This is a genomic window from Nonomuraea sp. IBHARD001 (genome assembly GCF_056106265.1).
This window is the reverse complement of the sequence record NZ_JBWBBW010000002.1, coordinates 638,758-658,861: the sequence shown is the minus strand read 5'-3', so window position 1 is coordinate 658,861 and position 20,104 is coordinate 638,758. Positions and strand designations below refer to the sequence as shown.

At 70.8% G+C, this 20,104-nt stretch carries 20 protein-coding genes; 3 read left to right on the top strand and 17 right to left on the bottom strand.

Features of this window, described 5'->3' with window-relative positions:
* Nucleotides 1-59: 59 nt before the first annotated feature.
* The 16 genes from ACTWNK_RS05300 to ACTWNK_RS05225 form a co-directional block, all read right to left on the bottom strand.
* The gene (locus tag ACTWNK_RS05300; protein WP_474302383.1) at nucleotides 60-941 is read right to left on the bottom strand and encodes a PDR/VanB family oxidoreductase; all 882 of its coding nucleotides are present in this window, start codon (nucleotides 939-941) and stop codon (nucleotides 60-62) included.
* On the bottom strand, nucleotides 938-1,741 hold the full coding sequence (locus ACTWNK_RS05295; RefSeq protein WP_474302382.1) for an ABC transporter ATP-binding protein: 804 nt from the start codon (nucleotides 1,739-1,741) through the stop codon (nucleotides 938-940). The genes ACTWNK_RS05300 and ACTWNK_RS05295 overlap by 4 nt, the downstream gene beginning before the upstream one ends.
* The gene (locus tag ACTWNK_RS05290; RefSeq protein WP_474302381.1) at nucleotides 1,728-2,720 is read right to left on the bottom strand and encodes an ABC transporter ATP-binding protein; all 993 of its coding nucleotides are present in this window, start codon (nucleotides 2,718-2,720) and stop codon (nucleotides 1,728-1,730) included. Before ACTWNK_RS05290 ends, ACTWNK_RS05295 begins: the two co-directional genes overlap by 14 nt.
* A complete protein-coding gene (locus ACTWNK_RS05285) occupies nucleotides 2,720-4,108 on the bottom strand; it encodes an FAD-binding oxidoreductase (RefSeq protein ID WP_474302380.1) in 1,389 nt (462 codons plus the stop codon). Before ACTWNK_RS05285 ends, ACTWNK_RS05290 begins: the two co-directional genes overlap by 1 nt.
* Before the next feature lie 21 nt (nucleotides 4,109-4,129).
* Nucleotides 4,130-5,077: an amidohydrolase family protein gene (locus tag ACTWNK_RS05280; RefSeq protein WP_474302379.1), complete on the bottom strand. Its 948-nt coding sequence runs from the start codon at nucleotides 5,075-5,077 to the stop codon at nucleotides 4,130-4,132.
* 2 nt (nucleotides 5,078-5,079) lie between these two features.
* Nucleotides 5,080-6,546 (bottom strand): pyridoxal phosphate-dependent decarboxylase family protein, encoded by a 1,467-nt coding sequence (locus tag ACTWNK_RS05275; RefSeq protein WP_474302378.1) that lies wholly within the window; start codon nucleotides 6,544-6,546, stop codon nucleotides 5,080-5,082.
* Nucleotides 6,547-6,605: 59 nt separating this feature from the next.
* On the bottom strand, nucleotides 6,606-8,243 hold the full coding sequence (locus ACTWNK_RS05270) for an ABC transporter substrate-binding protein (protein WP_474302377.1): 1,638 nt from the start codon (nucleotides 8,241-8,243) through the stop codon (nucleotides 6,606-6,608).
* A gap of 8 nt (nucleotides 8,244-8,251) precedes the next feature.
* Nucleotides 8,252-9,100 (bottom strand): ABC transporter permease, encoded by an 849-nt coding sequence (locus tag ACTWNK_RS05265; RefSeq protein ID WP_474302376.1) that lies wholly within the window; start codon nucleotides 9,098-9,100, stop codon nucleotides 8,252-8,254.
* Nucleotides 9,097-10,047 carry an ABC transporter permease gene (locus ACTWNK_RS05260; RefSeq protein ID WP_474302375.1) on the bottom strand — a complete coding sequence of 317 codons (951 nt, stop codon included), beginning with the start codon at nucleotides 10,045-10,047 and terminating at the stop codon, nucleotides 9,097-9,099. Before ACTWNK_RS05260 ends, ACTWNK_RS05265 begins: the two co-directional genes overlap by 4 nt.
* On the bottom strand, nucleotides 10,041-11,321 hold the full coding sequence (locus ACTWNK_RS05255) for an amidohydrolase family protein (protein WP_474302374.1): 1,281 nt from the start codon (nucleotides 11,319-11,321) through the stop codon (nucleotides 10,041-10,043). The genes ACTWNK_RS05260 and ACTWNK_RS05255 overlap by 7 nt, the downstream gene beginning before the upstream one ends.
* Before the next feature lie 144 nt (nucleotides 11,322-11,465).
* Nucleotides 11,466-12,143, bottom strand: a complete 678-nt coding sequence (locus ACTWNK_RS05250) for a TetR/AcrR family transcriptional regulator (RefSeq protein WP_474302373.1) — start codon at nucleotides 12,141-12,143, stop codon at nucleotides 11,466-11,468.
* Nucleotides 12,144-12,190: 47 nt separating this feature from the next.
* Nucleotides 12,191-13,414, bottom strand: a complete 1,224-nt coding sequence (locus ACTWNK_RS05245; RefSeq protein ID WP_474302372.1) for a glutamine synthetase family protein — start codon at nucleotides 13,412-13,414, stop codon at nucleotides 12,191-12,193.
* Nucleotides 13,411-14,448: a 2,5-dihydroxypyridine 5,6-dioxygenase NicX family protein gene (locus ACTWNK_RS05240; RefSeq protein WP_474302371.1), complete on the bottom strand. Its 1,038-nt coding sequence runs from the start codon at nucleotides 14,446-14,448 to the stop codon at nucleotides 13,411-13,413. Before ACTWNK_RS05240 ends, ACTWNK_RS05245 begins: the two co-directional genes overlap by 4 nt.
* Nucleotides 14,445-15,215 carry an alpha/beta fold hydrolase gene (locus ACTWNK_RS05235; protein WP_474302370.1) on the bottom strand — a complete coding sequence of 257 codons (771 nt, stop codon included), beginning with the start codon at nucleotides 15,213-15,215 and terminating at the stop codon, nucleotides 14,445-14,447. Before ACTWNK_RS05235 ends, ACTWNK_RS05240 begins: the two co-directional genes overlap by 4 nt.
* On the bottom strand, nucleotides 15,212-15,685 hold the full coding sequence (locus tag ACTWNK_RS05230; protein ID WP_474302369.1) for a flavin reductase family protein: 474 nt from the start codon (nucleotides 15,683-15,685) through the stop codon (nucleotides 15,212-15,214). Before ACTWNK_RS05230 ends, ACTWNK_RS05235 begins: the two co-directional genes overlap by 4 nt.
* 87 nt (nucleotides 15,686-15,772) lie before the next feature.
* The gene (locus tag ACTWNK_RS05225; protein WP_474302368.1) at nucleotides 15,773-16,150 is read right to left on the bottom strand and encodes a hypothetical protein; all 378 of its coding nucleotides are present in this window, start codon (nucleotides 16,148-16,150) and stop codon (nucleotides 15,773-15,775) included.
* A 236-nt stretch (nucleotides 16,151-16,386) separates the two neighbouring features.
* On the opposite strand from ACTWNK_RS05225, the gene ACTWNK_RS05220 reads away from it, so the two are divergent.
* Nucleotides 16,387-17,115, top strand: coding sequence for a hypothetical protein (locus tag ACTWNK_RS05220; RefSeq protein WP_474302367.1), 729 nt, complete (start codon nucleotides 16,387-16,389; stop codon nucleotides 17,113-17,115).
* A 49-nt stretch (nucleotides 17,116-17,164) separates the two neighbouring features.
* On the opposite strand, the gene ACTWNK_RS05215 is transcribed toward ACTWNK_RS05220, so the two are convergent.
* Nucleotides 17,165-17,665 carry a GNAT family N-acetyltransferase gene (locus tag ACTWNK_RS05215; RefSeq protein WP_474302366.1) on the bottom strand — a complete coding sequence of 167 codons (501 nt, stop codon included), beginning with the start codon at nucleotides 17,663-17,665 and terminating at the stop codon, nucleotides 17,165-17,167.
* Between the two features lie 134 nt (nucleotides 17,666-17,799).
* Here ACTWNK_RS05215 and gad point away from each other — a divergent pair, with 134 nt between their 5' ends.
* Nucleotides 17,800-19,173, top strand: a complete 1,374-nt coding sequence (gad, locus tag ACTWNK_RS05210; protein ID WP_474302365.1) for a glutamate decarboxylase — start codon at nucleotides 17,800-17,802, stop codon at nucleotides 19,171-19,173.
* Nucleotides 19,173-20,093 carry a glutaminase gene (locus ACTWNK_RS05205; RefSeq protein WP_474302364.1) on the top strand — a complete coding sequence of 307 codons (921 nt, stop codon included), beginning with the start codon at nucleotides 19,173-19,175 and terminating at the stop codon, nucleotides 20,091-20,093. Before gad ends, ACTWNK_RS05205 begins: the two co-directional genes overlap by 1 nt.
* Nucleotides 20,094-20,104: the final 11 nt, after the last annotated feature.

Below are 20,104 nucleotides of genomic sequence, written 5' to 3'. Positions count from 1 at the left end.
TATGTTGTCATCGTTGTTGACCAATGGGCGTGCCGAAACCGGCCCCGCGCGGGGAACCGTCAGATCTCCAGCACCAGCCGATCGCAGGCGGCACGCGACACGCAGATCAGCAGGCACCGCTCCCGCTCTGCCGGACCGAGCAGATGGTCGCGGTGCTCGACCACGCCGCCGAGCACCCTGGTCTCGCAGGTGCCGCACGTGCCGTCACGGCAGTCGTAGTCCCAGGCGATCCCCGCCGCCTCGACGGCCTCCAGGATCGACTCGCCCGACCCGACGCTGAGCACCACGCCGGACCGCACGCACTCCACCTCGAAGGGATCGCCCGGCACGAACGGCGTGCCCGCGAACCTCTCGACATGCAACTCGCCCCCGAACCGCGCGGCGACGGCCTCGATCAACGCCGTCGGCCCGCAGCAGTACACGACGGTCTCGCGGGGCAGGTCCAGCAGGGAGTCCAGGTCGAGCAGCCCGTACTCGTCCTGCGGCAGCACCCGCACCCGCTCCCCGTAAGGCAGCAGCCGCTCGACGAAGGCCATCGAAGCCCGCGTGCGCCCGCCGTAGACCAACTCCCACTCCCCCTGCGCCGCGCCGAGCATCGGCAGGATCGGCGTGATGCCGATGCCGCCCGCGACGAACAGATAGGACGGCGCCGCGACCAACGGGAAGTTGTTGCGCGGGCCCCTGACGTTCACCAGGTCGCCCACGCGCAGCCCGTCGTGCACGAAGCGCGAACCGCCCCTGCCCTCCGGCTCCCTGAGCACCGCGACCGTGTAGTCGTGCTCGTGCCTGCCACACAGGGAGTACTGCCTGGCCAGGCCACCCGGCAGGTCGAGCGTCACGTGGGCGCCCGGCTCCCAGGCGGGCATGCCGGAGCCGTCGAACGTCACCGACACCACGCCTTCGGCCTCCGGGGTGATCGCGGTGATCTCCAGGAGCGTCACGAGGCGGCCCGCCGTACCGGCTTCCAGCCACGGCGGGGCACGGAGGCGCGCAGTGCGCGGGTGTAGGGGTCGGCCGGTTCGTCGAGGACCCTGGCGGTCGGGCCGTGCTCCACGATCCGGCCGTGCCGCATCACCACGACGTCGTCGGTGGCCTGCCTGATCACGCCCAGGTCGTGCGAGATGAACAGGTAGGTGATCTTCCTGGCCCGCCTGATCTCGTCCAGCAGGTTGAGGATCTGCGCCTGGATCGACACGTCCAGCGCCGATACCGACTCGTCCAGCACCAGGACGCGCGGGTCGACGGCCAGTGCCCTGGCGATGGCCACCCGCTGGCACTGCCCGCCCGACAGGGCCGAGGGCAGCGCCCGGCTCTGGCGTTCGTCGAGGCCGACCTGGGCCAGCAGGTCGTCGATCCTGGCCTCCCGCTCCTCCGGCGACAGGGTGAAGTGCAGGCGCAGCGCCTCGTCCAGGCAGCGTCTGGCACTGTGGCGCGGCGACAGCGAGGTGTAGGGGTCCTGGAAGACCATCTGCAGCTCACGACCCCTGCGCCTGCGTTCCCGCGGGCGGCCGGCCGGGGTCGAGCGGTCCCGGCCCGCGACCGTGATCCGGCCCGAGGTCGGGCGGATCAGTCCGGCGATCATCCGGGCGACCGTCGACTTGCCCGAGCCGGACTCGCCGACGATGCCGAGCGCGTGGCCTTCGAGCACCTCGAACGAGACGCCGTCGACGGCCGTCGCCCGGCCGTACTCCTTGCGCAGGGCGGCGACCGACACCACGCGGCCGGGCTCAGCCGTGGACACGGAGCACCTCCAGCAGGTCGCCCGCGCGGTGGCAGGACACGGTGCCGCCGCCGGTGTGGGTGAGTGGCGGGCGCTCCTGGCCGCATCGGTCGTCGGCATAGGCGCAGCGCTGGGAGAACGCGCATCCGCACGGCGCCTCCCAGGCCGAGATCGGCCGGCCGGGCACGGCGGCCAGCCGGTCCAGCCTGCGGGTGACCTCGGGCCTGGCGGCGATGAGCGCGGCCGTGTACGGATGGCGTGGCGCGTTCTCCAGGTCGGCCGAGCCGCCGCACTCCACGATCGAGCCCGAGTACATGACCGCGGTCCGGTCGCAGATGGCGGCGGCCAGGTCCAGGTCGTGCGTGATGAAGATCATGGCCATGCCGTGGTCCCTGCGCAGCTCGTCCAGGATCGCCATCACCTCCTCCTGCGTGGTCACGTCGAGTGCGGTGGTCGGCTCGTCGGCCAGGACGAGCGCGGGGTCGGCCAGCAGCACTCCGGCGATCATCACGCGTTGCAGCAGGCCGCCCGACAGCTCGTGCGGGTACTGCCGCAGCCGCCTGGCGCCGTCGGCGATCCCGACCTCGCGCAGCGTCCGCACGGCGCGTTCCTCCGCGCTGCGCCGGTCGTGGCCGAGGTTGAGCCGCAGCGACTCGGTGAGGAAGTCGCCGATCGACCTGACCGGATTGACGGCCGAGCGCGGGTCCTGGAAGACCATCGCGACCTGCCTGACCCGGTAGTCGCGCAGATCGGCGCCGCGCAGGCCGAGCACGTCACGCCCGCCGAAGGTGATCGAGCCGCTCGCGCTCGCGCCTTCGGGCAGCAGCCTGGCGATGGCCTTGGCCGTCATGGACTTGCCCGACCCCGACTCGCCCACCAGGCCGAGCGCCTCGCCGGGTGCGACCTCCAGGCTGAGCTCCCTGATGATCGCCCGTCCGGCGACCTGGACGGACAGGCCGGTGACCCGCAGCGCGCCGGGCGCTCTCCGCCCTTCGTCCATCAGCCGGTCCGCTCGTAGGACCAGCCCGCGATCGGCAGCGAGGGGGCGTCGTCCGCCACGCCCTTGCCGTAGTCGACCTTGCCCTGGTTGAGCAGGTCGTAGGGGTCGACGTCGTGCTTGAAGGCGATCTCCCTGGGGCCGATCGGCTTCATGCCTCCGGCGCCGAGCACGTAGGTGTGGGAGTTGGCGACGCGGCAGCCCTCCTCCTCCAGGCGCCTGACGACCTCGGCCATGTGCTCCTCGCCCTGGAAGGGGAACTCGGGCGAGCCCTGGCTGGACAGCATGCCGTCGAAGCGCTTGAACTCCATGTTGAGATGGCCGACGTCGCTCATGTTGGCATGCACGCGGTCGATGGCGCCGAGCAGGTCGGCCGGGGGGAACAGGCCGATGAGCCCGGTCAGCGTGCGGTCGTGGCGCTGGTAGTGGGTGCCGGCATGGCCCCAGGTGAACTCGTAGATCGGGCAGCCGTAGTCGCCCTGGCCTTCGAGCGCCTCGCTGGTGATCTCGCCTCCGCACTCGGCGACCAGGTCGCGCACCGGCTCCATGCACTCCTGGGCGACCATCGCCATCACCATGGCGTGCCCGTCCCTGACATAGGGGGCGAGCGGCCTGAAGTAGGTCGGCAGCGGCCAGGCGTGCAGCGAGACCACCTTCTTCAGCAGGCCGTCGCTGCTGGCCAGCTTGACCGCGAAGCGTGCGGCCTGGGCGAAGTCGGGGAACATGACGACGAGTTCGTTCCACGTCCAGGCGGGGGCCAGCGGCAGTTCGACCTCGGTGATGATGCCGTTGGAGCCGTAGGCGTGGTGCACGATGTTGACGTCGGCACCGCGCAGTTCGATCAGCCTGGGCTCCTCCTCGACCGTCATCACCTCGATGGCGGCGATGTTGCCGCGGTCGCGCATGATGCCGTACTGCACCGAGCCGACGCCCGCGTGGCCTCCGGCCAGGAAGCCGCCGATGGTCGCGGTGCGCTTGGTCGAGGGGTGGACGCGCAGTTCCCAGCCCTCGCCCCTGGTGGCGTCGTCGATGTCGGCGATGACGGTGCCCGCCTGGGCCCGCACCTTGCCCAGGCCGTACCAGAGCACGCCTGCCAGGGCGGTCACGTCGATGATGGCGCCGCCGTTGAGCGGGACGCCCTGGCCGAAGTTGCCGGTGCCGCCGCCGCGTACGGTGATCGGCACGCGGCGCCTGGCGCAGGCGGCGACCGCCACCCGCAGGTCGTCCTTGTCGCGCGGGGAGATGATGATCTCGGCGTACTTGTCCTTGAGCAGTTCGCGCAGGATCGGGCTCTGGGCGAACCTGTCGCGGCTCTTGGGGCGCACCCGCATCGCGTCGTCGAGGTAGGGCACGTCACCGAGGTCGGCGATGAGTGCCTGGAGGTCGGTCATGGGTCTCCGTTCTTCAGCGTCTCAGAGGTCGAACAGGCGTGCCGCGTTGCCGCCGCGCACGGCGTCGCGGGCCTTCAGGTCGTCGACGCGGGCGAGGATCCCGGCCATGTCGCCGGTGGGGTGCGGGTAGTCGGACCCGAAGAGCACGTTCTGCGGCCCCGCGACCGAGACGCACAGGTCGAGGGAGTCGCGGCGATAGGTGATCGCGTCGAACCACACCCTGCGCAGCACCTCGCTGGGCGCCTCGTCCAGCACGTCACGCGCGTGCCCGGCCTGCCACCAGGCGTCCAGCCGCCCGGCCAGGTACGGCAGCGCGCCACCCCCGTGCGCGGCGACGATCTTCAGCCGCCGGTGCGCGGAGAAGAAGCCGGAGTAGATCAGGTCGGCGACGGCCTGACTGGTGTCCATGGGAAAGCCCACGGTGGCGGCGAGCCCGAAGCTGCCCACTCCGGGAGGCGGTGTGCCCGGATGCACGAGCACGGGCAGGCCGCGGGCGTCGATGGCCTGCCAGACGGGCGCGAAGGCCGGGTCGGTGAGCGGCCTGCCCGCCACCTGCGCCAGCACCATCACGCCGACGGCGCCCCCGGCGAGTGAGCGGTCGAGCTCCTGCACCGCACGCGCCGGGTACTCCCACGGCAGCGAGGCCAGCCACCTGATCCGGTCGGGCCATGCGGTCTGGGCGGCGGCGAACTCGTCGTTGACGGTCCTGGCCGCCAGGACGGCGACCTCTTCGCCGCCGAAATAGACATTCGGGCAGGTAAGGGAGAGTATCGCGACATCGACGCGGGCCTCGTTCATGTCCTTGATCCGCAGCTCGTAGTCGAGCATGCCGGGCGTGAGGGACATGAACGGCCGCCCGTCGAGCCAGACGTCGTCCGCCTGGTGGTCGAGGCGCGGTCGTCCGTGCTCGTGCAGGAGGGACAACCACGCGGCGCTGACCATGTGCGTGTGGACATCGATCACGGGCATGGTCACGAGTCTGTCGCCCGATCCGCAACGATGTCAATAGCGTTGACAACTGCGTTGTAGGCAGCCAGCACCGCATCGATCGCCGCCTCGGCGTCCGCCTGCGTGGTGCGGTAGTTCGTCACACAGATCCGCAGCGAGTAGCGGCCGTTCACACTGGTCTGGGACAGGAAGGCCGCACCCGAGCGCTGCACCGCGACCATGACCCGCTCATTGAGCGCGTCCAGGTCGGCCACCGGCGCGACGACACGGAAACAGACCGTGCTGAGCTCCACCGGGGCCAGCAGCTCAAGCTCCGGCTCCCGCTCGATCCTGGCGGCCAGCACCCCGGCCATCAGGTTGTCGTGCCGCACGGCGCCCGCGATGGCCTCCATACCGTGGTACCTCAGCATCAGCCACAGCTTCAGCGCCCTGAACCTGCGGCTCAACTCGATGCCGTAGTCCCAGAACGCGAACGCGTCGTCGGCCGCCGTGCCCGACGGCATGTCGATGTAGTCGGCATGGCTGGCCTCGGCGAACGCCCTCCTGGCCGTCGCGCCGTCGCGGTAGAGCAGGACGCCGCAGTCCACGGGCGCGTAGAACCACTTGTGCGCGTCGACGGTCAGCGAGTCGGCCCGCTCCATCCCCGCGAACAGCCCGCTCCTGGCCGGGTCCATCCTGGCCGGAGCGCCGTACGCCCCGTCGACGTGGAACCACATCCCGTGCTCGGCCGCCACGTCGGCGATGGCGTCCAGCGGGTCGACCGCCCCCGTGTTCGTGGTCCCCGCCGTGCCCACGACGCACACCGGGACGACCCCCTCCTCCAGATCGGCCCGTACGGCCAGCCGCAACGCCGAAGGCGACATGCGGAAGGACTCGTCGACCGGGATCGACCTGACCGCCGAACGCCCCAGGCCGAGCACGTCGGCCGCCTTGACGATCGAGTGGTGCGCCTCGGCGCTGGCGTACACCGCCATCCGCGGCGATCCCCGCATGCCGTGCGCACCGGGATCGGCGGCCTGCCGGGTGGCGACGTAGAGGGCGTTCAGATTGGCCATCGAGCCGCCGCTGGTCAGCAGTCCGGTCCCGACGGGGAAGCCGACGGCCTCGCCCAGCCAGCCGAGCACCGTGTGCTCCATCTGCACGGGGCCGGGCGCGCCGAGCGCGTTGTTGACGTTCGGATTGAGCAGCGAGGCCAGCAGGTCCCCGACCGCGCCGACGGGCGAGGCCGGGGAGGAGATGTAGCCGAAGAACCTGGGATGGCCTTGATGCCTGGTATGCGTGAACAGCAGGTCCCTGCAGTCGTCGAGCAGGTCGGCGACGGGTGCTCCGGCGGCCGGCGCGGGCCCGCTCCACCTGGCGCGGAGCTCGGCGCGCGGCAGCGAGGGCACGACGGGCAGCGAGCCGACCGCGGCGACGTACTCGGTGACGAGCGCCTCGACACCGGTGAGCAGGGCGGACAGGTCTTCGGACGACGGATCGAGCGAGTGCATGTCGAGGAGTCTTCCGTTCGGGAAGGCCCCCGCGACGACAGGCCGCGGGGGCCGGTGGTTCAGGCCGCGCCGAGGTCGCGGGCCCACGGGTAGTAGAGGTAGCAGAAGGAGGCGGGCGCGCCCGTCAGCCGCTTGTTCATGAACAGGTGGTTGTTCATCTGCGCGAGCGGGATCACGGGCGCCTCGTCGACCAGCGCCTTGGCCGCGGCGGCCACGTGCCCGGCGCGCGTGCCCTCGTCGGCCGCCCCGACGGCGGCGGCGAGTTCCCTGTCCACGACCGGGTTGCTGTAGCCGGAGTAGTTGCTGCCGCCTCCCGTCGAGGTCAGCCTGGGCAGGGCGTTGAGCGGGTCGGGCACGTCCAGGTAGGTCTGGGCGAACCACATGCTCACCTGCTCGCGGGCCTTCGGGTCGAAGTACAGCGGGATGATCTGGTTGGTGGTCTGCGGCTTGATCTGGATGTCCAGGCCGAGCTTGGCGCCCGCGCTCTGCACCTCGGCCGCGATCTGGCCGCTCTGCCCGTCGTCCGTCGCCGCGGCCATGATGATCGTCCCGGAGACGTCGCCCGCCTCCGCGATCAGCTTCTTGGCCGCCTCCAGGTCTGGCGCGCCGTCCACCTCGGCGATGTTCAGCCCGCGCAGCTCCGCCTCGGCGTATCCCCACGCGCTCGGCGGCACGATCGAGGCCGTGGGTACGGCGGTGCCCATGAAGACCGACTTGGCGATCGCCGTCCTGTCGATGGCCAGTTGCAGGGCCTTGCGGACCTTCGGGTTGTGCAGCGGGCTCTTGCGGCCGGTGATGTAGATCGACTGCACCTCGCCGCCGGGTCCGGAGTAGAGCGTTCCAGATCCGGCCGCCCGCAGCTTGTCCAGGCCCTGCACCGGCACCTGGTAGGTACCGTCGAGCTCGCCCGACAGCAGGGCGTTGACGATCGCGGCCGGGTCGCTGACGAACTTGAACACGACGGTCTTGACCTTCGCCGCGCCCGCCGGGTCGTAGTAGTCGGCCACGCGCTCCAGCGTGATCTGCTGGCCGCTCTCCCATCCGGCCACCCGGTACGGGCCGACGCAGGAGACGCCGCCGCCCGGCGTGCCGTACTCCTTGCCCTTGCTCTCGACGTACTTCTTCTCGGCGACGACGCCCATGGCGGTGGCGAGCATGGAGTTGAAGCTGTAGTCCGGCTTCTTGAGCGTGACGGTGACCTGGTCGTCGCCACTGGCCTGGACGGAGTCGACATTGCCGGTGAAGGAGGAGTAGTAGGAGCCTTCGGGGTCGGCGGCCCTGCGCAGGCTGAAGACGACGTCCTCGACGGTGACCGGCGTGCCGTTGGCGAACTTCAGGCCGGGCTTGAGGGTGTAGGTCCAGGTCGTCGGCGTGGGATTGGCGAACTCGGCCAGGCCGGGCACGACCTTGAAGTCGGGCGTGAGGCGCAGCAGGCTCTCGCACACGTTGGCCAGGACGGTGTTCTCCTGGTAGGCGTAGGAGCGCACCCAGTCGAGCGTGGCGGGCTCGCCGTACGGGATGTCCCAGGTGACCTTGTCGAGTTCGCCCTTGGCCGCCGGGGTGGTGATGGTGAGCTCGGCCGAGCCCGGCGCGGGAGGGGCGGACTCGGCCGCCGGTTTGCCGCCCTGGCCGCACGCCGTCAGCGCGAGTGCGGTGGCGAGCAGGGCTGCGGTCAGGGGGGTGTGACGTACCTGCATTTCTCTCCTCATCGGTGGGGGTGATCCTCGGCGGCGGCCAGCAGGCGTTCGCCGAGGATGGTGAAGGAGGCGACGGCTAGGGCGATGACACCGGCGGCGAGCAGCGCCTCCAGCGGTTCACCGCGGATCAGGCCGGTCTGACCGGTGGAGACCATGGCTCCCCAGTCGGCGGTGGGCGGCTGCACACCGAGCCCGAGGAACGACAGCGCCGACATGTTGACCATCGCGTAGCCGAACGAGATCGTGGCCTGCGACAGGATGAACGGCAGCAGCACAGGCACCACGTGCCTGGCACAGATCCGCAGACCCGACTGCCCCTGCACGATCAGCGCCGCGATGTAGGTCTGCCTGCACTCACGCAGCGCCACCGCCCTGGTGATCCGCATGATGTACGGCATGCTGCCCACGGCGAGTGCGACGGCTCCCGGCACCAGGCCGCTGCCGAACAGCGTGACGGCCAGCATCGCCAGCAGCAGGCTGGGAAAGGCGAACAGCACGTCGCACACGCGCGAGGCCACCGCGTCCACCCAGCCGCCACGCCAGGCGGCGGTGACCGCGACGACCGTTCCGGCCAGGGTGGCGAGCACGACGACGATGAGCGGCCCGAGCAGCCCCGACCTGGCCCCGTGCACCAGTCTGGCCAGCAGGTCGCGCCCGCTGCCGTCGGTGCCCAGCAGGTGTTCGGCCGTCGGCCCCGAGTAGGTGTCGCCCAGGTCGACCGCGTTCGGGTCGGCGATCGGCAGCACGGGGGCCAGCAGCGCGCCGAGCACCAGGACGGCGATGACGGCTGCGGTGACGAGGGTGACGGGATCGCTGGTGCGAGCACGCTCGCGGGTCCCGGCGAGCACGGCGGTCACAGGGCGGCACCTCCCACGCGGACCCTCGGGTCCAGAAAGCCGTAGAGCAGGTCCACGACGGTGTTGGCGAGAACGAAGGCCCCGACGAGCACCAGGCAGATGGCCTGGACGACGGGGAAGTCGCGTGCGTTGACCGACTGCACGAGGTAGCCGCCGATGCCGCCGAGCCCGAAGGCCTGCTCGACGATGATCGATCCGGCGATCAGGCTGGGAATGGTGACCCCGGCGACGGTGGTGACCGGGATGAGGGCGTTGCGTACGACATGCCGGCCGATCACATGCCTGGCGGCCAGTCCCCTGCTGCGGGCGGTGGCGACGTGGTCGCGGGCGAGTTCGCCCCGGACGGCCGCCCTCGTGGTCTGGGTCATCACCGCGAGCGAGGAGATGGCCAGGGCCAGCGCGGGCAGGGTGAGGTGCCGCAGCCCTCCGGCCAGTCCCTCGCCCGCTCCGGAGGCGGGCAGCCACCCCAGCATGATCGCGAAGACCGAGACGAGCACGGTGGCGGCGATGAAGCTCGGCACGGCCAGACCGGCCACGGTGGCGACCACGATCGTGTTGTCGAGCGCGCCCCTGCCCCGCAGCCCGGCCAGCAGTCCGAGCCCGCCGCCGACCACGAGGATGAGCACCGAGGCGTAGCCCACCAGCCAGAGCGTGGTGCCGATGCGCGTGGCGAGCAGTCCGGTGACGTCCTCACGGAAGATCAGCGAGGTGCCGAGGTCGCCGCGCAGCACGTCGCCGAGCCAGCCGAGGTAGCGCAGCAGGAACGGGTCGTCGAGCTGGAACTGGGCCCTGATCGAGGCGCGCAGTTCGGGGCTGACCGTCCTGCTGCGGATGAGGAAGCTCTCGGGGTCGCCTGGCGCGAGACTCAGGCTGGCGAAGATGGCGAAGGAGGCCACCAGCATGGTCGTGACCATGGCCAGCAGCTTGGCGAGCAGGAATCTCAGCATGCGTTCTCCTTGAGCCGCTCCGCGACGCCCGCGACCCGGTCCGCGACGTCGACCCGCTCGTCGCGCACGGCCACACCGCCGACGTGCACGGCCGTGATGTCGCGGGCGGAGGCGGCCAGCACCAGATGGGCGTATCTGTCCTCGACCGGTCCGTATCTGGTCAGGTCGACCAGCAGGAAGTCGGCGTACTTGCCCGGCGCCAGGCTGCCGGTCCTGTCGGCCACGCCGAGCACCTCGGCCGCGTCGGCGGTGTGCATGCGCAGCACGTCCTCGCAGGAGAGCACGGCCGGGTCCTGGTGGCGCATGCGCAGGGCGTACAGGCCGGTGCGCATGTTCTGGAAGGGGTCGGCGAGGTCGGCGCTGGCCTGGCCGTCCAGTCCCATGCCGATCCTGAGCCCGGCCCTGCGGTAGGCGGCGATGTCGGGCAGGCCGGAGCCGAGACGGCCGTTGGACAGCGGGTTCCACACCATGGCGGCCCCGAGCGCGGCGCAGGCGGCGAGGATCTCGGGCGTGGCGTGTACGAAGTGGGCGAAGCTCACATCGGCCGCGACCCGGCCCGCCGCCACCATGTCGTCGAAGGCGGCCACGTCCTGCCCGGCCTGGGTGGGGTCCTCCAGGTAGTGGGCCTGCATGTCCAGGCCGAGCCGGCGGACCAGCGCGGACTCGGCCCGCATGTCGGCCACGTCCATCAGGCCGGTGGTGTTGACGGCCGCGCCCAGCAGCCGGGGGTCGCCGGCACGCGTGGCCGCCTTCCTGGCGAAGGCCGCGATGCCCCGTGCGCGTTCGGCCGGGCCCGCCCACATCGGCGGGCTGTAGCAGTAGACCGTGCGCTGCGGCACGGTGAAGGCGGCCTCCCACTGGCCTTCGGCGCCTCTGCCGAAGTCGTGGGTGTGGTTGCACACGGTGGTGACACCGCAGTGCAGCAGGTCGAGTGCGCCGTGCCGGGTGAAGTCGTGGAAGTCGTCCTCGGTGAACCCGGGCCCGTGCCGCCGGTGCAGGCGGGCCATCCACGCCCAGGTCCGCAGCCCGTCGCCGATGCCGCGGTACGGGCTCTGCCACAGGTGGCTGTGCGCGGAGACGAAGCCGGGCAGCACGGTGGCGCCGCCCGCGTCCAGCGTGGGCGCCCCGCGCTCGGCGGGTTCGCCGGGACCGAGTCGGAGGATGCGACCGTCGGCGCCGACGACGAGATGTCCGTGGAAGGGGGGTGTGCGCCTGTCGTCCAGCGGGACGAGCCAGGCGTCTCGAACGATCAGGGAGATGTCGTCTCGTGCCACGGGGTGAACTCTGGTCGCGTGGCAACATCGATGTCAATAGCGTTGACATCAAGACTTTCAACGCCGTTTACGGTAAAGGCCCCCGTCAAACGGCAGAGCCCGGCCCCCCTCCCGCGACGGGAGGAGCGCCGGGCTCCGGTGAGGTCAGGCCTTGGCCCTGCGCGCGCTCAGCGCGTCGAGGAGCAGTCCGAGACCGAACTCGAACTGCCGGTCGACGTCCGGGTACAGCAGCGGCGCCATCGCCACACTGCGCGGGAACTGGCCCGGGGGCAGCGTGAGGTACATCGTGCGCCACTTGCGGTGCTCCTCGTCGCTGTCGCCCTGCTCCAGGCCGACGGCGTAGGCGTCGATGGTCGCCACCCCGATCGTGAACTCCACCAGCGCGTGGTAGACGTAGGCCGCCTCCTCGCCGGTGAAGCCCGCGTCGTCGATCGAGGTCAGCAGCAGCTCGGTGAAGTGGTACTCCGCACTGCACTGCGGCGGCCTCGACGCGATCAGCGGCGCGATCCTGGGCTGGGTGAGCAGCGCCTCCCGCATGCGCAGGCACAGCCGCCTGATGCTGCCCGCCCAGTCGTCGTGGTCGACCTCGAACCCCTCGACGGCTCCCGCGAGGAAGAGCTCGCTGACCCCGAAGAGCAGCTCGTCCTTGTCGCGGAAGTAGCGGTATATGGCGGTCGGGTCGACGCCCAGCTCCCTGCCCAGACTGCGCAGGGTCAGGTCGTCGAGCCCACCTTCGGCCAGCAGCCGCATGCTCGCGTCGAGGATCAGCTCACGGCTGAGGCTCCGGCGAGGTTCCTTGGTGGTCTTCGCCTTCGGCGGCACTGGACTCCCTTGCTGTCATCTCAATTGTCAGTAGCGATGACATCGTACTAGTGGTACGGCAGGTAGGAGGTCCTTTCCCAGTCGGTCACCGCCCTTTCGAAGCGCGCCCACTCCGCGCGCTTCAGTGCGCACAGCGCCGCCGGGAGGTCGGCCGGGAAGGCGTCGCACAGCCACTTGTCGGCCTCGAAGGCGTCCACCGCCAGGTCGAGCCGCGAGGGCGCCACCGGGTCGCCGTACGGGTTGGCCGTGACGTCGCCGGTCCTCGGCTCCGGCGGCGTCATCTCCTCCTGCCAGCCGTGCGCCATCGCGTGCATCACCGCCGCCGCCACCAGGTAGGGATTGGCGCTGCCGTCGGCCAGGCGGTACTCGATCCGGGCCGACGGCCCCTCCGTGGTCGGCACCCGGACGCCGGTCGTGCGGTTGGCGTGCCCCCAGTTGGCCACCGCGCCGGCGATCTCGCCCGGTGCGAACCTCTTGTAGGCGTTGACCGTCGGCGCGCTGAGCAGCGTCAGCCCCGGATAGTGGTGCAGCACCCCCGCGACCGCGCGTTCCAGCTCGACCGGCCGCCCGGCGAACACATTGTCCTCCTGCCACGCGCTCACATTCAGATGCAGCCCACTGCCGGCCAGCCCGGAGTACGGCTTGCCGAGGAAGGTCGCCTTGAGCCCGTGCTCGGCGGCCACCTCGCGGGCCACCTCCCGCAGGACGAACACGTCGTCGGCCGCCCGGAGCGCGGGCGCGTGCCGCAGGGTGATCTCGAACTGGGCGGCCTCGAACTCCTTGGTCAGGTGCTCCACCCCCACGCCCGCGGCGATCGCCGCCTCGGCGATCCGCTCGGCCACGCCCGTCGGGTCGGCGCCCCTGCCGGTGGCGTAGGTCCTGTGGCCGGGCACGGCGATCGGCTCCCAGCCGTCGGCGACCGGCCGCAGCAGGTAGAACTCCGCCTCGAAGCCGATCCGCGCACTCAGCCCCCGCCCGGCCCACACCGCATCGGCCGCACGCAGCGCCGCACGCGAACACAGCGGGAACGCCGATCCGTCCGGCCGGAACAGATCACCGATCACCATGCCGCCCGGCCGTACGGCCGATGCCCTGATCACCATGTCGGGCAGGCCGTCGGCCAGGCCGTAGCCGGGCAGGGGGACGGGCTCGCGCCACGGGGCCGAGACCATGTGGGCGGCGGCGGCGTGGCTGACGGCGCTCTCGCCCTCTCCCGTGACGTACTGCCCCCTGGCCAGGCCGTGCAGGTCGGGCCAGACGAGTCTGATCACGGGGCGAGTTCCTCGATCAGCACGCCGTTCTCGACCACGGGGACGCCGTCGAGGGTGATCGTGCAGCCGCGCATCGGCAGGTCGAAATGGCCTGCGGTGTAGCGGCCCGCCACCTCGTTCGCGCCGGTCGAGATGAGGAAGTTCCCGGCGAAGGCGCGGGCCTCGGTGCCGTTGACGTCGCCCTTGTCGTAGAGCTCCAGGTAGTCCCAGCGGGCGGCGGTGTTCATGCCCCAGCCGACGTGCGAGACCGCGTAGGCCTCGGGCTCGCGCCAGGCCGCGATGTAGCTGCGGAACATGTCGGCGTCGACGCCCTCGCCCTCGATCGCGACCAGCACGTCGTCGGTGAACCGAAGCGTGACCGGGCGTTCGATGTAGCGCTTGAAGGTGAGGTTCATGTCGCCGGGTGCGAGCACGGCGGTGCCGTTGACCGTGCCCTGGGCCGGGAAGGCGATGATCAGGCCGCCCGGCCAGTGCGCGATCGAGCCGGGCCCCTCGGTGAGGCCGGTCGAGCCCGCGCGCATCGAACCGCGCAGGTCCACGGTCAGGTCGGTGCCGTGCGCCGAGGTGACGCGCATGGTGGTGGCTTCGTCGATGAGGGCCTTGCCCTTCTTGACCCGTTCTTCGAGGCCGGGCAGCGGGCCGAAACGCTCGAAGTTCTCCGGGTGCTCGTTGGAGATCATCAGCACCCGTGAGCCGGACCCGAGGATCTGCGGCAGCTCGACGGCGTGCAACAGCCCTTCCACCGTACAGTCGACGACCAGGCCGCCCGCGCTCAGGGCGGCGATGGCCGCGGCGTTGCCCTGCAGCGCCACCGACGCGCCCGTCGAGCGGATCGGCACCGGACCCGGGTTGGCCGGGGTCGGCATGACGACCTGACAGACCCGGGCGCCGAGCGACTGGGCGGCCAGCACCGAGGTCTCGACCAACGAGGCCCGGCTCCGGGTCTCGGACAACACGGTGACCGGCTCGCCCTCGTGCACACCGCAACGGCGCAACTGCTCGGCGAAGACACTGATCCACTGCCATTCCGTCACAGGAACTCTCCAATCAGGCGGTTGACGACCTCGGGCCGGTCCATGTTCGTCAGGTGACCGGCGTCGGGGATGATCTCCAGCAGCGCGCCGGGAATATGCGCGGCGAGGTACTCGGCGTAGGCGACGGGCGTCTCGGTGTCGAGCTCGCCGACGAGCACGAGCGTGCGGGCGGCGATGAGGGAAAGGCGCGAGCGCACGTCGTGACCGGGCAGGCAGGCCACAGCGGCCCGCAGCCCTTCGGACGGCACCCTGGCCATGGCGGCGACGGCCTGGCGCAGGGCGCTCTCGGTCAGCGTCGGGCCCGCGACGCCGCGCAAGAGCTCCTCGGCGAAGTCGGCCGGGGTCAGCCCGGCGTCCAGCGGGGCCAGCCGCTCGCGCCTCCACGTCTCGACGTCGGTGCCGTCGAGGCCGAAGGCCGGGCTGGTGTCGAGCAGGACGAGCGAGCGCACGCGCGAGGGATGCTCGATCGCGGTGTGCAGGGCGACCTGCCCGCCCATGGACAGGCCCACCACATCGGCCTGCCGTACGCCGAGCCGGTCGAGCAGGGCGGCCACGGCGCCGGCGAGCGCCGGGAAGGTCATCGGCTCGGGGAGCGGGGCGCTGTCGCCGTAGCCGGGCATGTCCCAGGCGATGCATCGGCGGGTGGCGGCCAGGGCCTCGAACTGCGGTTTCCAGGTCCAGCTGCTGCCGCCGATGCCGTGCAGGAACAGGACGGGCTCGCCCTGCCCCGCTTCGATCCAGGCCGGGGCAGGTGTCGCTGCCGTCATGTGAGCCTCTCCAGATGGGCGAAGCGGCGGGAGTGGTAGAGCAGCGGGGAGTCGTCCGTGCCCACGGCGGTGTCCACCACCGCGCCGATGACCAGGTAGTGGGTCGAGCGTTCGATGATGGCGTCGGTCCTGCAGTCGAAGGAGGCGAGCGCGCCTTCGAGGACGGGGGCGCCGGTCGTGAGGGTGGTCCACGCGCCGGTGCCGAAGCGTTCGCCCCGGCTTCCGGCGAAGACCTCGGCGACGTCGAGCTGTCCGTGTGTGAGCAGGTTGACGCAGAAGTAGCCGGTGTCGGGCAGGGCGAGCCCGACCCTGGTGCCCTTGTTGACACAGGCCACCAGGGTGGGCGGCTCGGCGGTGAGGGAGCAGACGGCCGTGGCGGTGATGCCGTAGCGGGTGCCGTCCAGGTCGCTCGTGGTCACCACGGTCACACCACTGGCCAGGCGCTGCATGCCCTGGCGGAACCATTCCATGTCGACTCCCTCGGTTGATCCGCAGCGTAGATCCGCCACAGAAGCGTTGTCAACACTGTTGACCACGCTCATGAGAGCCGTCCGGACTCAGTCCTTCAGCCTGGCGTGCGCCTCCTCCCAACCGGCGGGCGCGTCGGCCGTCCAGAACTCGAACGACGAGTCCGCCATGGCCTCACGGTAGGAACTGACCAGACCCCGGTGCGGCTCGGCCCCGGCGAAGGCGTTCAGCGCCGCCCGGTCGGTCCAGGCCGAGAGCGTCCAGAACGTACGCCTGAACGGCGAGGCCTTCAGCGAGGCGCCCAGCGCGCCGGGGCTGCGCCTGGCCTGCAGCAGGATGCGCATCGCCGCGAGCAGGAAGCCGGGCACGGAGGCCAGGCCCTTCAGTACGAACCTGGAGGCCATGATCTGGACCTCGCCGTCGTGCCCGGCGGCCGGTCCGGGGACCCAGGGGGTGGTGATTGCCATGGTGCACCTCGTTCGACGATCTGTTGGATAGTCATGCTATCCAACTTGCTCAACCCATGCGCATCCCGTCGCATTCCCCGCCCTTGACCTGGATCCGGCCGGGCAGGCACACCCCGGCCGCACCGCAGACATGCCCTTGCCCGTCCGGCCTCCCGAGCCTCCCGAATCACTCCTGTCACGAGGGCGGCCGACCCGGATCGCCCTCGACCGCACAGCCATCGATACGGAGCACACCTGTGAACGCCAAGCACCTGCTGGTCCTGCCCGCCCTGCTGTCCGTCGGCTTCCTGACGGCCGCTCCGGCCTCCGCCGCGCCCGAGCCCGCCGCGGGTGCCGCCGCCGAGGCGTCCAAGCTCATGGTCGGCCCCGCCGCGGTCGCCCCCACGCTGTCGGGCGAGGTCGCCTTCGTCGTCGAGGGCTGGGGCCTGGACGCCGACCAGGTGCTGCTGCTCAACAGCACCAGCCTGAACACCGCCTGCACCGGCGGCACCAACCTGGGCAACGACAAGGTCACCACCGACCGCAGCGGCTACTTCAGCTTCCCCGTCTCGGCCAAGGGCTGCGTCGAGGGCACCTACCGCATCGAGGCGACCGAGCTGCAGAGCCCGTTCAAGAGCTACTCGGCCCTCTTCACCATCGCCGCGTCCGACGCCCCCGCCGGCCAGACCGCCTTCGCCGCGCACACCGACAAGATCCGCGCCAACGACGACGGCGACGTCGCCTTCGCGCTCAACGGCACCGGCTTCCCCTCCAACACCAAGGTCGCCGTCAACAGCGTCGCGCTGAACGCGGCCTGCAAGGGTGGCACCAACCTGCGCAACACCCGCCTGACCGCCGACCGCGAGGGCGCCTTCACCCTCGCCGCCATCGCCAAGTCCTGCGTGCCCGGCACCTACACGATCGAGGCCACCGAGGCCCAGACGCCGTTCAAGACCCACACCACGGTCGTCACGATCGCCGACTGACGCCGCAGACCATGCGCCCGTCGCCCGAGCCCTGGCGGGGGTTCGGGCGTCAGCGCGTCCTGCGGTAGCGGGTCATCGGCCCGAGCAGACCCGGCACCACCTCGTACGGCGTCATGCCCAGCCGTTCGGCGACCGCGACCGACGCGCGATTGCCCTCGTCGATCTCGGCGAGCACCTCGGGCAGGCCCAGCGTGACGAGGGCGTGCTCCAGCACCGCGCCCGCCGCCTCGGTGGCGTATCCCTTGCCCCAGGCCCCGGGCGCCAGGCTGTAGACGATCTCAAGCCCGGCGTCGTCGAGCGGGCGCAGGCCTGCCGTACCGATGAGAGGGATCGCCGAGCTCTCGCGTACCAGCCACAGGCCGTAGCCGTGTGCGGCGAAGTCGTGGGTGCTGCGTTCGACGATCGCGCCGACCTGATCGGCGTCGAGCACCTCGCCGTCGAACAGGAAGCGGCGTACGTCGGGCGCCGTCCAGTGGGCCAGCAGCCCGGCGCGCTCGCGCTCGGTCACAGGGGTGAGCGTCAGCCGCCCGGTCGTGAGAATGTGCGCCACGAGCGTCAGGCTAGCGACACGCCTCCCCCTTCGCATTGCCATTTATCGGGCATTTTCCGGACAAAGCGACAATATTTCCGCAGGTCAGACGGTAGGTACCGAGGCAGCAATCCACTACCTACCCGGAGGGCGAGATGGCCCTGCACAAGACCTCGGCGAAGCAAGGCTCGTGGACCGACGACGTCTACGCGAGCCCGCTGAGCGCCTCCGTCCTGCCCAAGTACCGCATCGCGGAAGGCGAGAGCGCGCCGCGCACGGTCTACGAACTCCTGCGCGCCGAACTCCTGCTCGACGGCAACGCGGCGCAGAACCTGGCGACGTTCTGCACGACCTGGAGCGAGGAGGAGGTCCACAAGCTGATGGACCAATGCCTCAACAAGAACATGATCGACAAGGACGAGTACCCGCAGACCGCCGAAATCGAGCGGCGTTGCGTGCACATCCTCGCCGACCTGTGGAACTCCCCCGCCGAACGCGACACGATGGGCTGCTCGACCACGGGATCCAGCGAGGCGGCCATGCTCGGCGGCCTCGCCCTGAAGTGGCGCTGGCGCCAGCGCCGCCAGGCCGAGGGCAAGCCGGTCGACCGGCCCAACCTGGTGTGCGGCCCCGTCCAGGTGTGCTGGGAGAAGTTCGCACGCTACTTCGACGTCGAGCTCAGGCAGATCCCGCTGGAGAAGGGCGCGACCGGCATGCGCCCGCACCAGTTGCGCGAGTACGTCGACGAGAACACGATCGGCGTCGTCTCCATCCTCGGTGTGACCTACACCTGCGACTACGAGCCGGTCGCCGAGATCTCCGCCGAGCTCGACGCCATCCAGGCCGACACCGGCCTGGACATCCCCATCCACGTCGACGCCGCATCGGGCGGCTTCATCGCGCCCTTCATCCAGCCCGACCTCATCTGGGACTTCAGGCTGGAGCGCGTCTCCTCCATCAACACCTCAGGCCACAAGTACGGCCTGGCCCCGCTCGGCGTCGGCTGGGTGGTGTGGCGCTCGGCCGACCTGCTGCCCGAGGACCTGGTCTTCAAGGTCAGCTACCTGGGCGGCGACATGCCGACGTTCGCCCTGAACTTCTCCCGCCCCGGCGGCGAGATCGTCGCGCAGTACTTCATGCTGCTGCGCCTGGGCCGCGAGGGCTACCGCAAGGTCCAGCAGGCCTGCGTCGACACGGCCAAGTTCCTCGGCGAGCAGATCTCGGACATGGGCCCCTTCACCCTGCTCTACGACGGCGACGGCGCTCTGCCCGGCGTCTCCTACACGCTGACCGACCCGAAGTCGCCCTTCACCCTCTACGACCTGACCGAGCAGCTGCGCGCACGCGGCTGGCAGGTGCCCGCCTACCCGCTGCCCGCCGACCGGCAGGACACGGTGATCCAGCGCGTGCTCATCAGGCACGGCATCGGCAGGGACGAGATCTCGTTGCTGGCCGACGACATCCGGCGCTCGCTCGATCGGCTCTCCGGCGGCGGCAACGCGCCCGCGCAGCCCGGGTTCCACCACTGATGACCGCGCCCGACTACGCGTCCGTGGTCGAACAGATCATGGACGCGGTGCGCCCGCACATCGGCGAGGGCCAGGTCGCCGACTACATCCCCGAGCTCGCCACCGTCGACCCGCACCAGTTCGGCGTGGCGGTGGCGACCGTGGACGGCGAGGTGCACGGCGCGGGCGAGTCCGGCGTACCGTTCGCGATCGAGAGCATCTCCAAGCTGTTCGCCCTGCAACTCGTCCTGGCGCACGACGACAGGGCGATCTGGAAGCGGGTACGGCGTGAGCCTTCGGGCGAGCCGTTCAACGACCTGATCCAGCTCCAGCTCGAACGCGGTGTGCCGCGCAATCCCTTCATCAACCCCGGCGCCATGCTGGTCACCGACCAGCTCCTGTCCGACACCGGGGACGCCTACGCGGCCGTGCGCGCCCTGCTGCGGGCCGAGACGGGCGACCCGCAGCTGCACGTCGACAGCGTGGTGGCGAACTCGGAGGCGAGGACGGGCGACCGCAACAGGGCGATCGCCTATCTGATGTCCGGCTTCGGCAACACGCTCAGCCCCGTGCCCGACTTCCTCGACCACTACTTCCGCCAGTGCTCCATCATGATCACCTGCGCGGAGCTGGCCAAGGCCGGACTGGTCCAGGCCAGGCACGGCGAACGCGCCGACGGCAGCAGGCTGATCAGCCGCGAGGACGCCAGGCGGATCAACGCCATCATGCTGACCTGCGGCACCTACAACGAGGCCGGCGACTTCGCCTACCGCGTCGGCCTGCCGTGCAAGAGCGGCGTGGGCGGCGGCATTCTCGCGGTCGTGCCCGACCGGTGCGCCGTCGCGGTCTGGGGGCCCGGCCTGAACCCCATGGGCAACTCGGTCACGGGGGCGCTCGCCCTTGAGACCTTCTCGACACTGACCGGCTGGTCGGTGTTCTGACCCTGAACCAA